Source organism: Gottfriedia acidiceleris (assembly GCF_036421055.1).
In the GTDB taxonomy this organism is placed as follows: domain Bacteria; phylum Bacillota; class Bacilli; order Bacillales; family Bacillaceae_G; genus Gottfriedia; species Gottfriedia acidiceleris_C.
In genome coordinates, this window is sequence record NZ_JAZGQS010000004.1 from 279747 (window position 1) to 292425 (window position 12679).

Genomic DNA, 12679 nt, shown 5'->3' on the forward strand with positions numbered 1-12679 from the left:
TTGGTCTTTCTTTTTTTGAAGACAATAAGATAGGTATTTTAATTGAAAGGCTTTGAAAGGGGACTCAGATATGGCAGAAATTTGGGAATCGAGTTTTATAGAAAATCAAATGATGTGGGGATTTGAGCCTTCAGATTCCGCAATTTTAACAAAGGATTTTTTCCTTGAAAAGAAAGTTAAGGATGTACTGATTCCAGGGATTGGATATGGAAGAAACGCAAAGATTTTTACTGACAACGGAATAAACATAACAGGTATTGAAATATCAAAAACAGCGATTGAATTAGCAAAACAAAATGGGATTAATTTGACTATTTTTCATGGTTCAGTAACCGATATGCCTTTTGATCAAAAACTTTATGATGGTATATTTTGTTACGCACTTATTCACTTATTGAATAATCATGAGAGAGAGAAGTTTATTAAAGATTGCTATAATCAGTTAAAGCCAAATGGCTATATGATATTTACTACGATTTCAAAAGATGCACCAATGTACGGAAAGGGCAAACAGCTAGATAGAGACTACTTCGAGTTAATGGAAGGGATAAAAATGTTCTTTTATGATTCTGACTCGATCAAACAAGAATTTGGAAACTATGGATTGATCGAAGTTTCCGAAATTCTTGAACCACATAAGAATATGGAAAGTAAACCTCCGTTTAAATTTACGATGGTGAAATGTCAAAAGAAATAATATTAATTTAATTGTCACTTAGCACTACGAATTATTTTTCCGAATTTAGGTAAAAGCGTAGGGCTTTTCTATTTTTTCACCACTTTATTAGATTATCTCTTTCTAATTGAGATAAGGTTGTCTTTTTTTTAAAATAGTTTAGACTAGTAACTGAGGTGAATGTTCTTGAAAGATAAGGTTTCTAGTACGAAATGGTTTGGACTAGCATTGCAGTCTCTACTAGTTTTAGCGGAGCAAGACGGAATTTGTCCAAGCGCAGTATTAGCTCAAAAACTTGAAGCACAATCTACTTTTTTAAGAAAAATTCTTGCCAATTTAGTGAAAGCAGGCATTATTTCAGCTAAAGAAGGACGAGATGGTGGATATTATCTATCCAAAGGTGCTAATGAAATTACTTTAAAAGATGTTTATGATGCGATGAGATCAGATCCATATTCAAAAGGCTTCTTAGATGTGAATAGTAAGGAATGTTTTGCGCCATCTACACGATCTGCTTTATATGATTTAAAAGATGAGATGGAAAGTTGGCTTGTTGAAGGCCTAGCAAAGAAAACAATTTCAGACTTATTACCAAAGGATAATGGGTAAAATAAAATCGAAACTAAAATGTTTCGATTTTATTTTTTTATAAACTGTAGTTGACTTTTATACAGTTGAAGTCATATACTGTATTTGTAAATAACACAGTTAATCAAGGAGAGATTAAATATGTCTAATGTTAAATCTGAAAAAGAAGAGTATTTAAATAAAGTAAACGAAATCGATTTTGGTAAGGAAGCCCCAAAAGAACTTGATAGTACTGATTTCTTCACTGTAGCAAAGGAAAGAAGATCAGTTCGTCACTATGATCCAAGCTTTCAAATGTCTGATGATGAAATTAAGGAGTTACTAGAAGTTGCAGTTCAAGCTCCATCTTCTTCAAATTTACAGCCATGGAGATTCCTTGTAATTAAAGACCAAGATACTAAACAAAAATTATTACCAATCGCTAATAACCAACAACAAGTTGTGGATGCTTCTGCGGTAATCGCTGTATTAGGTGATACAGAAGCTTATAAAAATGCTGATCGTATTTATGATGAATTAGTTGAAAAAGGTATGATGACTCAGGAAGTAAAAGACTTCTACGTAGGATCAATCGTGAAAAACTACGGTGGTTTACCAGAAGAAATTGCAACAAAAGTTGCGATGGTTGATGGTGGATTAGTTTCAATGCAATTTATGCTTGCAGCAAAAGCAAAAGGTTTAGATACAGTTCCAATGGGTGGATTTGACCAAGCAAAATTTGTAGAAGCTTTCAATGTACCAGCAAACTTCAAACCAGTTATGTTAATTTCAGTTGGTAAAGGAATCAAAGCAGGCTTTGAAAAAGTCCGTTTAACTTTAGATGAAGTTGTTGCTTGGGATCATTACTAAGTACTAAGAAGAGTATGAAGAACAGGGATAAGGGAAACCTTGGACCTGTTCTTTTTTTGTTTGAAGGAAATTTGCATTCGTTTAAAGAATAACTTTTTGGAGGGGAGTAATTGTTCATCTAACAAGCGAGAAAAAAAGATATGCCAATCCGATTGGTTTTATAAAAACATGTATAGTAAAATTTAATTAGAAGATTTTTGATAAAAATACTACTAATAATATTGAGATGAAAATTCTAAGGTTAATTTATATTTTTTAAGTAATGCTAAAAAAGTCGAATGAATGAGAGGTGTTTATCGATGACAAATCATAATATGCATCCTAAAGTTGAAGCATTTTTATTGAGGGCGAAAAAGTGGCAAGAAGAATTTTATAAGTTAAGGGAAATCGTCATGGACTGTGAACTGACTGAAGATTTTAAATGGATGCATCCTTGTTACACACTTAATAATAAAAATATCGTTTTAATTCATGGTTTTAAAGAATATTGTGCACTTCTGTTTCACAAAGGTGCATTGCTTAAAGATCCAAAAGGCATTCTCATTCAACAAACAGAAAATGTACAATCAGCACGTCAGATTCGGTTCACAAATATTCAAGAAATAATTGAAATGGAAAGCGTTTTAAAGGACTATATCAAAGAAGCTATTGAAGTGGAAAAAGCTGGTTTGCAAGTAGAATTAAAAAAGACTTCAGATTATGAAGTTCCTGAAGAATTACAATTTAAATTAGATGAAAATCCGGCCTTAAAAACAGCTTTTGAAGCATTAACACCTGGACGTCAAAGAGCTTATATTTATTATTTTTCTCAACCAAAACAATCGAAAACACGTACGTCTAGGGTTGAAAAATACATTAATCAAATTCTCGATGGAAAAGGATTAAATGATTAGTATTATTAAAACTAATAAAAATATAAAGAGTGATTAAGATTGATCTCGATCTTTGTTTAGATGAATCATAAAATCATAGCTAAATGGGAAAGATTCATTTATTTCAAAAGAAGAAATGCATTTAAGGCAATTAAGAGTGCCGTCAAATGAATAGTACGAACATGGGGGATAGGGTAACCTTTTCCCTTTTTTATTCTTTAAAATCATGGACTGCAAATAAAATTGGGAATCGCATTTAAATTTGGCAAGACAGCAAATAAAATTAGAGAATCGCAAATAAATTTAGTGAAACTGCAATAAAATTCCAGGAAATCGCAATTAAAATTAAAAATTACCCATACCAGTTACGGTATAGTGACCTCTAAATTTAACAGTAGTAGATACTTTTAAATCAATACTAGCAACTCTGTTCCAAATCGAATAAAACCTTGATAAAATTCTATTAATTAGCTATAAATAAGATTAACCATATTAGTTTCAAGTTAAAGCGCTGTGGAGATCCGTCAGTACATTCCATTTTTTTTTACAATAAAAAAAGGGCAGCTCATACGTCAGTTAATTTGACTTATGAGACAGCCCCATTATTTGATATTAGCCTTCTCCATGTAATCGATATGCCATATGGTTTGTTGGGCCAACGTATTGATTAAGTGGGAATGAGTGACGAATTGCTTCAGTAATGTATTTCTTTGCTGTGTAGATTGCTTCTCTTGGTTCTGCTTCTTTAGCAAGCTCTGCACAGATCGCTGCAGAATAAGTGCAACCCGCACCGTGAGTATATGTAGTTTCGATTCTGTCAGATTCTAGATGCTCGATTTTTTCCCCATCAAATAATACATCTATAGCATTTTCATGCTGGATTTTGCTTCCACCTTTAACTAAAACATATTTAGCACCTAATTCATGGATTTTTCGTGCTGCTTCTTCCATTTGTTCAACAGTGCAAATTGGAGGCATTTTAGCTAATTGAGCTGCCTCAAATAAATTTGGCGTTACAACAGTTGAAAGTGGTACTAAAATTTCTCTTAATGCATCATTCGTCTCTGGGTGAAGAGCCTCGTCATTTCCTTTACAAATCATAACAGGATCTACGACAACTCGATCAATATTATGTTTTTTTATAGTTTTTGCAGCTAACTCAATTATTTCAGTTGAACCAAGCATACCTGTTTTCATTGCTTGAATTCCAACGCCAACGACGATTGTTTCTAATTGTGCTGCAATTGTATCTATATCAATTGGAAATACTTGATGATGCCAATGATTATGAGGATCCATCGCTACTAAAGTTGTAATTGCACTCATACCATAAACATTACGTTCCTGAAATGTTTTAATATCAGCTTGTAACCCCGCTCCACCACTACTATCAGAACCCGCAAGTGTCAATGCTTTATAAATTGTCATGTGAAAAATTCCTCCTTTGAAGTACATAGAATTATTATACAAAAACATATATGTTCGGTACAAGACAAGAGCATACTAAAGCTAATACATAATTATTCATCTCTTAGGTTGAGTCTGTTTTTTGTCGAAAAATTTATTGACAAACTAGATTAATAGATTGTATAGTGAGTTTATAAAAATTAATTTAATATAATCTTTATCTCGTATGGATAGAGGCGCAGTTTTGATTAGTCATTACTTAGAGGTTTATGGTACCTGTGAAAAGTAATAAAAGGTGAAACTGCCGAAGTAATAAATTTACCATTTAAATTTATTACTGGGCCTATTGCTGAATAAGCATAGGACTGTCACAAGATTTCTTGTGGAGGGCTATTGAAGAGATGTTGATGCTGTTTGACACATATAATTGAGTCTTAAACACGTGAACATTGCTTCACGTGTTTTTTTGTATTTTATCAGATTTCCATTCGTTACATATTCAGGAAAATACTGAGTAAAATACACATCATACAACACTTTTATACCGTCCCATATTCTCGCGTAAAGATAAGATTGCAAGAATTAAGAGGAGGCAATAAGATGGGACTAACAAACCCTAAAAATGATAAAGTAGTATCGAATACTCACGATGGTTCTTTAAAAAGGGGCCTTAAAGCAAGACATTTAACGATGATTTCAATTGGTGGTTCAATTGGAACAGGTTTGTTTTTAGCTAGTGGGACTTCAATAAGTCAAGCTGGTCCTGGTGGAGCAGTTTTAGCTTACGGATTAATTGGTATTATGGTTTATTTCTTAATGACTAGTTTAGGTGAAATGGCGACGTATTTACCAGTTTCTGGTTCTTTTAGTACTTATGGATCTCGCTACGTTGATCCAGCATTTGGTTTTGCTATGGGTTGGAATTATTGGTATAACTGGGCAATCACTTTAGCTTTTGAATTATTAGCTTCAGCAATGCTGATGAAATATTGGTTCCCGCATACTCCAGCTGTTTTATGGAGCGGAATCTTTTTAGTCATTATTTTAGGTTTAAATTTACTTTCAGTTAAAGGCTACGGTGAATCAGAATTTTGGTTTTCATTAATTAAAGTTGTAACTGTAGTTGTCTTTTTAGTTGTTGGTATTGCAATGATTTTTGGCATTATAAGTGGACATGAAACAGGTTTCAAAAACTTTACTGTTGGAGATGCTCCGTTCCATAATGGATTTTTAGGTGTATTATCGATCTTTATTGTTGCAGGTTTCTCATTCCAAGGTACAGAGTTAATCGGTGTTGCAGCAGGGGAGACAGAACATCCTGAAAAAAATGTTCCAAAAGCTATCCGTCAAATTTTCTGGCGTATCCTTTTATTTTATGTTTTAGCGATTATCGTAATTGGTTTATTAATTCCATATACAGACCCTGGTCTAATGAAAAACGACGTAGCTGTTAGTCCATTTACTTTAGTATTTGAAAAATTAGGTGTTGCATTTGCGGCTTCTGTAATGAATGCAGTTATTTTAACATCAGTTTTATCAGCAGGTAATAGTGGAACTTACGCATCTACTCGTATGTTATTTACGCTAGCAATTGAAGGAAAAGCTCCTAAATTCTTAACAAAAGTAAATAAAAATGGTGTTCCTACAAATGCTTTATATGTAACACTTGCAGTTGGTTCACTTGCATGTTTATCATCATTTTTCGGTGAAGGTCAAGTGTATGCTTGGTTATTAAATTTATCCGGATTATCAGGTTTCCTTGCTTGGTTAGGTATTGCGATTTCTCATTACCGTTTCCGTAAAGCTTATGTTGCTCAAGGAAAGGATTTGAAAGATTTACCTTATCGTGCAAAATGGTTCCCACTAGGTCCAATTTTAGCATTTTTAGCTTGTTTATTTATTGTACTAGCTCAAAACTGGCAAGCATTCACTGGTAATGCAATTGATTGGCAAGGTGTACTTGTTTCATACATTGGAATTCCTGTATTTTTAATCGTTTGGTTAGGTTATAAAGTTAAACATAAAACAAAGGTTGTTTCTTATAAAGAGATGGATCTTTCTAGAAAATAATGATAAAGTATCGCCCTTTCATCTATGATGGAAGGGTTTTTTAGTTATTTTAATTATATTTTTTGTAAATTTGAAATTTTTGTTCACAAAAACTAATACCTTTAGTATTATAAAACTAAAGGTATTAGTTTTTAGTATTAGGAGGGTATACAATGAAGATTACAAAAAATAATTATCTTTATGAGTTAAGCTTTTTACCCAATGTCTTTCCTGTAAATTGTTTTATAGTTGAAGAAGAAAATGAGCTTACATTAATTGATACAGCGCTATCTTTTAGTGCGACTAAAATTATTGAAGCAGCTAATCAAATAGGCAAAAAAATTACGAATATCGTTTTAACTCATGCTCACGGCGACCATGTGGGAGCGCTTGATCAATTAAAATCACTACTTCCTGATGCAGTGGTCTCCATTTCTAAAAGAGATTCAAAATTATTAAAAGGAGACACTAGTTTAGAAGCTAGCGAGCCAAATACGCCTATCAAAGGCGGCGTTCCTAAAAATATACAAACCATCCCGGATCGTTTACTACAGGAAGGTGATTTGATTGGGTCTTTAATAGCAGTTGAAGTTCCCGGTCATACACCAGGTTCTATGGCATTTTTAGATCAACGGACAAATGCCATTATCGCTGGTGATGCTTTTTCATTGAGAGGTGGTTTTGCGATTTCTGGCCAATTAAGAATTTTATTTCCTTTTCCATCAATGGCAACATGGAATAAAGATGCTGCACTAAATAGTGCTAAGAAAATTAGTGAATTAAAACCTACATTATTAGCTGTCGGTCATGGTACGATGTTAAGTCATCCACAAGAAGCCATTGACCGTGCTCTTAAAAAGCAGTAAGAAGGAGTATACGTAATGTCACCAAGAATTGGATTGAATTTTAATCAATTACTGAGTACTTCAATTAAAATTGTGGATACAGAAGGGTGGGAGGCTTTAACGATTAGTTATCTTGCAAAAAAGCTAACGATTCAACCACCATCGATTTATAATCATATTAAGAATTTGGATGAACTAAAAAATAGTGTTGCATTATATGGCATTTCACAACTTTATGTAAAACTTCATGAATCAGTAGAAGGTAAAAATAATGAGAAAGCACTTTTTGCATTAGCTTTTGCTTATCTTGATTATGCGAGAAGCCATCCTGGTTTATATAAAGCGACCTTATCTCCATCTCAAACACCAGGTGATGAGTATCGTTTAACCGGGAATAAAATTTTGAATTTAATATATGAAGTCTTGAAACCATATAATTTAACTGACACTGAACTTATTCATGCGGTAAGAGGTTTAAGAAGTTTGCTTCATGGCTTTGTTTCGCTTGAAAAAAGTGATGGATTTGGTATAAATATTCCAATTGATGAAAGTGTACTTTTTGTATTGAAAAATTATGTAAGAAATTTGAAGCAGGATAGAAAGAAATAATTAAAAGGATAGGAAGGTAAATACCCTCCTATCCTTCTTTGTAGAATTTATAGAGAAAATACGTTTTTATTTATAATTATGCGTTTACGCCATCTTTAAAGTTTTTATTCCAGTTTTTATCTCCCATATGTTCAAGATCTTCAGTAGTACGTTCTAACACGTCAATTAGTAACGTCTTCATATGGTGAATATTGTTATAAAATAATTTTTCTTCTTCTAAATCTGGCTTTGCATGATGAGCTGCCTTAATTGCCGTTTCTTCACGAAATCTTTTAACTTTTAAGTCTAACTCATCAAAGACGTGTTTTACATACTTTACAATATTTCTATGGTTTAACGCATTTCTCTCATTTAATTCTTCTAATTTGTTTACCATAGTTATTTTCCTCCATGAATTAAGATTAAAAGATTTATATTGATTATACTGAATCAATGTGAAAAAACAATATAAATTATAAATTTTTAACCATTATAATCAAAACCTTATGAATCGATTCGAGGTCAAATTTGTATTTATTTCCATCTGATGTATGCTAAAATGACTTAAAAATATTTTTTTCGAAAGAGGAGGCTATTATGAAAGCAATTGTCATTCATCAATATGGAGATAGCTCTGAATTTAAAAATGTTGAACTTTCAATTCCGAAGCCATCTGGTCATCAAGTTTTAGTTAAAGTTTCTGCGACTAGTATCAATCCGATTGATACAAAGATTAGAAAAGGGATTGTACCAAATGCTTTCCATCCTAACTTTCCGATGATTTTACATAGTGATTTTTCTGGTGAAGTTGTAGAAGTTGGTGAAAATGTTTCACGTTTTTCAGTTGGAGATTTTGTTTTCGGCTTAAATGTCTTTACGGGTACTCTTTCAGATTATTTTTTAATAGAAGAATCAGTAATTGCTAAAGCTCCAAAAAATTTACCAATTCAAGAAGCGGCAAGTTTACCATTAACAGCTATTACTGCATGGGAAGCACTTTTTGAAAGAGGGAATTTAAAACAAGGTGATCATATTTTAATTCATGGCGGGGCAGGTGGTGTTGGTCATCTTGCTATACAGTTGGCGAAAGCTTTTGGGGCTACTGTTACGACAACTGTTTCGTCAAATGAAAAAGCTGATTTAGTTAAAAAGCTAGGTGCAGACTATGTCATTAATTACAAGGAAGAGACTGTCCAAGAATATGTTAACCGTCTAACGAATGGGCAAGGCTTTGATCTTGTTTTTGATACTGTTGGTAAAGAAAACTTAGATAAATCATTTATTGCAGTGAAACCAAAAGGTACGGTTCTAGCAATCGCTGCACGATCGACGCATGATTTAACACTTTTACATAATAAATCTTTATCTTTACATGTAATTTTTATTCTGCTTACTCAAAAAACTGAGGAAGGGCGTAAAGAGCATCGTGCTATTTTAAATAAAATTGCTACTTTAGTTGAAGAAGGTAAGCTAAAACCGTTGATCAATCCAAAGTCTTTTACATTTGATCAAGTGAAGGACGCTCATGATTACTTTGAAAATAATGAAGTACAATTTGGTAAAGTATTAATTGAAAATAAATAATTTTATTGAATCCCTTTTGCCTATGCATTGGGATTTTTTTATATCATTTCATTTTGAACTCTAAATTACACCTCTCAATAAAAAAGCTCAGAATTCTGGCCTTGAATAATTTGTGAAATCAATAAACAAGAAGAGGGTTCGTTTATTTTGTTTACCTTTTTAATGACGTCAATGCTTCGTAAAACAATAAAATTATGTAATTAAGTGATTTGTTTTGTGAATTCAATAAGTTAATCTTTTACTTCTCATGGTATTAAGTCAATAGTGTTATATAATGGAAATATAATTCGCGGAATAAAGGATGTGAAAACGAGGTAGACATTTTCTCCCTCTATTCAAATGAAAATAAAATTAATTATTGCTGATGATAATTCATTTATTAGGGAAGGGCTTAAAATCATATTGAGCTCTTATGAAGAGTTTGAAGTATTAGAAACAGTAAATGATGGGAATGAAGCGTTCAAATATTGTCAAAATAATGAAGTGGATGTTGCGCTTTTAGATGTTCGAATGCCAAATATGAATGGAGTAGAAGCAACGAAGCATATTTCCGAGCAAACTAAAACAAAGCCACTGATTTTAACGACTTTTGATGATGATGAGTACATTATTGATGCTGTGAAAAATGGGGCAAAGGGCTATTTATTAAAAAATAATGAACCAGAACGAATTCGAGAAGCAATCAAAAGTGTTTATCATGGAAATACAGTCATGCAAGATTTAGTACTAGATAAAATTAGAACGAATTTAACAAGCAATGCAAATACAGCAGATACGAAAATAGATACGAGTTTGTTTACCCAAAGAGAGTTAGATGTAATGGCGTTAATCGCAAAAGGGTTTTCGAATAAGGAAATTTCTAAGCAAATTTATATTTCGGAAGGAACAGTTGCGAACTATATTACTTCAATTCTCGGAAAAACTGGTCTAGAACATCGAACACAAATTGCTATTTTCTATATTACTGGGAAAGTAGACTAACGCGAAGGAGTTACATATGGAGCGTTGGATTATTTTAAATAAGCTTACTGTTATATTGTATATAGCTTTAATTTGTATTCAAAAAGAAATTCCTAATTTTTCTTGGGTACTTTTTGCATTGCTTGTTTATTTTTGTTTAAATATTAGTCTTTATTTAATAAAAAGTAGGGCGTTTATAAAATTTTTACTAATCTTATCAATTTATTTAATTGTCTATTCAAATTTAAAGATTCAGCCTTTATTTGTTTTACTACTGCCAATGTCAATCTTAGAGCTCGTTTCTTTTTTTACTTCGAAAAAATGGATTGGTTGCCTTCTTGCGCTACTTCCAATTATCTACTTATCTAATTCTTTACAGCCTATTTATGGATTAATTTCATTATTTAGTTTTATCGTCTTTTCGCTTGTTAATTTGTATAACACCAGATTACAGTTTAAAGAAGATCAAATTGACAAGATGAGAAGTACCATTCAAAAGCTGTCAAAAAAAATAAATAACCATAATGAGTTTATTGAGCAATCGGAATATACCTTTAAATTGGAAGAACGAAATCGTATTTCTCAAGAAATACATGATAAAATAGGGCATTCAATGACAGGTGCGCTCTATCAAATGGAAGCAGCTAAACATTTAATGAGTACGAATCAAGATAAAGCATTAGAATTGCTTCAAAATGCCATTAATATTTCAAAGGATGGAATTGAAAACATAAGACTTACTTTAAAAAATATGAAGCCTCCAACTGAACAGATGGGAATTCATCATATGAAATTATTCATAGATGAATTTTCTGCTAAGCATGACTTAAAAACATTGTTTGTCTATAAAGGAAATCTCGACCTTATTACGCCAATTCAATGGAAAGTAATTCAAGAAAATGTAGTTGAAGCTCTAACAAATACGATGAAATATGCAAATGCTACAGAGGTTTCGATTGAAATACATGTCATGAATAAAATGATTAAAACAAATGTAAAAGACAATGGTAAAGGGAAAGTGAAAATTAAAAAAGGTTTGGGCATCATTGGGATGGAAGAGAGAACAGCGGCTATAAACGGGAAAATAATAGTGGATGGTCATGATGGTTTTTCAGTTACAACTTTGCTTCCAATCTAATAATTTCATCGTGTGATATGAATTTCTATTAAGTCCATCATCATTTTGCCTAAATAAAAACATGAATATTCTCATGTGAAAAGGGTGAACTAATACACTGATATTAGTTCACCCTTTTGCTTATAATAGCATCATACTAGAAAGCTTAAGAGGTGAGAGGATGAAAGTTTTAGAGATAAAAAATTTAACTAAAAAGTTCGGGGATTTTATAGCAGTAGATAATATGTCTTTATCAATTGAAGAAGGAGAAATTTTTGGATTTCTTGGAGCAAATGGAGCGGGAAAAAGTACGACAATTAATATTATTTCAGGGCTACTTCGAAGTAATCAAGGTACTGTAGAAATCTTAGGTAAAAACAGTAAGAAGAATAGTAAGTTCGCAAAAATGAATATTGGAATGGTACCTCAGGACTTAGCTATTTATGAAGATTTAACTGCCTATGAAAATGTTAGATTTTTCGCTGGTCTATATGGTTTAAGAGGTTCGGAATTAAATGAAAGAGTAGAAGAAGCCCTGCAATTTGTAGGGTTAGAAGATAAATTTAAGGAATATCCAAAAAATTTCTCTGGCGGAATGAAGAGAAGGTTAAATATTGCGTGTGCGATTGCACACCGACCTAAACTGATTATTATGGATGAACCAACTGTTGGGATTGATCCACATTCACGAAACTATATTCTTAATAGTGTACGTAAGCTTAATGAAATGGGCTGTACAATCATTTATACGAGCCATTACATGGAAGAAGTTGAAGAAATATGCTCACGTATTTCGATTATTGACCATGGAAAAATCATCGCTGAAGGAACAAAAGAACAGCTTAAATCGATTATTACGAATACAAGGGATATTCGAATTGAAGTTAAAACGACTGAAAATATTGATATTACGGAGCTTAAAGCGATTAATGGCGTTGAGAACGTTCATATTTTAGATAATGCTATTACGATTACTTCAGATAATGGTGTGAATAATTTAAATAATATCATTCAACATTTTATTAATAATGAAATCGAAATCAGTTCATTACAGGAAAATGCTCCTAACTTAGAAACTGTTTTCCTTACATTAACAGGTCGAAATTTACGTGATTAACTTCATGAAAAATCATTTATTAGGGAG

13 protein-coding genes and 1 riboswitch are annotated in these 12679 nt (G+C 32.2%); of the genes, 11 read left to right on the forward strand and 2 right to left on the reverse strand.

The features are described from left to right. Positions 1–70 precede the first annotated feature (70 nt). From RAH41_RS08560 to RAH41_RS08575, 4 genes are all read left to right on the forward strand, one after another. On the forward strand, positions 71–697 hold the full coding sequence (locus tag RAH41_RS08560; protein ID WP_331221849.1) for a class I SAM-dependent methyltransferase: 627 nt from the start codon (positions 71–73) through the stop codon (positions 695–697). Between the two features lie 165 nt (positions 698–862). Continuing rightward, positions 863–1285 (forward strand): Rrf2 family transcriptional regulator, encoded by a 423-nt coding sequence (locus tag RAH41_RS08565; protein WP_331221851.1) that lies wholly within the window; start codon positions 863–865, stop codon positions 1283–1285. Positions 1286–1405: 120 nt separating this feature from the next. Beyond that, on the forward strand, positions 1406–2113 hold the full coding sequence (locus RAH41_RS08570; RefSeq protein WP_331221852.1) for a nitroreductase family protein: 708 nt from the start codon (positions 1406–1408) through the stop codon (positions 2111–2113). A gap of 299 nt (positions 2114–2412) precedes the next feature. After that, positions 2413–3006 (forward strand): YdeI family protein, encoded by a 594-nt coding sequence (locus RAH41_RS08575; RefSeq protein ID WP_331221853.1) that lies wholly within the window; start codon positions 2413–2415, stop codon positions 3004–3006. 591 nt (positions 3007–3597) lie between these two features. Here RAH41_RS08575 and pdxK read toward each other — a convergent pair. Next, the gene (gene pdxK / locus RAH41_RS08580; protein ID WP_331221854.1) at positions 3598–4413 is read right to left on the reverse strand and encodes a pyridoxine/pyridoxal/pyridoxamine kinase; all 816 of its coding nucleotides are present in this window, start codon (positions 4411–4413) and stop codon (positions 3598–3600) included. 202 nt (positions 4414–4615) lie between these two features. Next, positions 4616–4793: riboswitch (Lysine riboswitch) on the forward strand. Positions 4794–4992: 199 nt separating this feature from the next. Here pdxK and RAH41_RS08585 point away from each other — a divergent pair. The 3 genes from RAH41_RS08585 (at position 4993) to RAH41_RS08595 (ending at position 7895) form a co-directional block, all read left to right on the forward strand. Then, a complete protein-coding gene (locus RAH41_RS08585) occupies positions 4993–6462 on the forward strand; it encodes an amino acid permease (protein ID WP_331221856.1) in 1470 nt (489 codons plus the stop codon). 152 nt (positions 6463–6614) lie between these two features. Further along, positions 6615–7307, forward strand: a complete 693-nt coding sequence (locus RAH41_RS08590) for an MBL fold metallo-hydrolase (protein WP_331221859.1) — start codon at positions 6615–6617, stop codon at positions 7305–7307. A gap of 15 nt (positions 7308–7322) precedes the next feature. Continuing rightward, a complete protein-coding gene (locus tag RAH41_RS08595; protein WP_331221860.1) occupies positions 7323–7895 on the forward strand; it encodes a TetR/AcrR family transcriptional regulator in 573 nt (190 codons plus the stop codon). A 76-nt stretch (positions 7896–7971) separates the two neighbouring features. On the opposite strand, the gene RAH41_RS08600 is transcribed toward RAH41_RS08595, so the two are convergent. Then, positions 7972–8271, reverse strand: coding sequence for a hypothetical protein (locus RAH41_RS08600; protein ID WP_331221861.1), 300 nt, complete (start codon positions 8269–8271; stop codon positions 7972–7974). Between the two features lie 200 nt (positions 8272–8471). Here RAH41_RS08600 and RAH41_RS08605 point away from each other — a divergent pair, with 200 nt between their 5' ends. The 4 genes from RAH41_RS08605 (at position 8472) to RAH41_RS08620 (ending at position 12652) form a co-directional block, all read left to right on the forward strand. Continuing rightward, entirely contained in the window at positions 8472–9458 is a 987-nt protein-coding gene (locus RAH41_RS08605; RefSeq protein ID WP_331221862.1) for a zinc-dependent alcohol dehydrogenase family protein, read from the forward strand. 339 nt (positions 9459–9797) lie between these two features. Next, entirely contained in the window at positions 9798–10439 is a 642-nt protein-coding gene (locus RAH41_RS08610) for a response regulator transcription factor (protein WP_331221864.1), read from the forward strand. A 16-nt stretch (positions 10440–10455) separates the two neighbouring features. Continuing rightward, complete coding sequence (locus tag RAH41_RS08615; RefSeq protein WP_331221865.1) at positions 10456–11556, forward strand: sensor histidine kinase; 1101 nt, start codon at positions 10456–10458, stop codon at positions 11554–11556. Positions 11557–11716: 160 nt separating this feature from the next. After that, a complete protein-coding gene (locus tag RAH41_RS08620; protein ID WP_331221866.1) occupies positions 11717–12652 on the forward strand; it encodes an ABC transporter ATP-binding protein in 936 nt (311 codons plus the stop codon). The last annotated feature ends 27 nt before the right edge of the window (positions 12653–12679 follow it).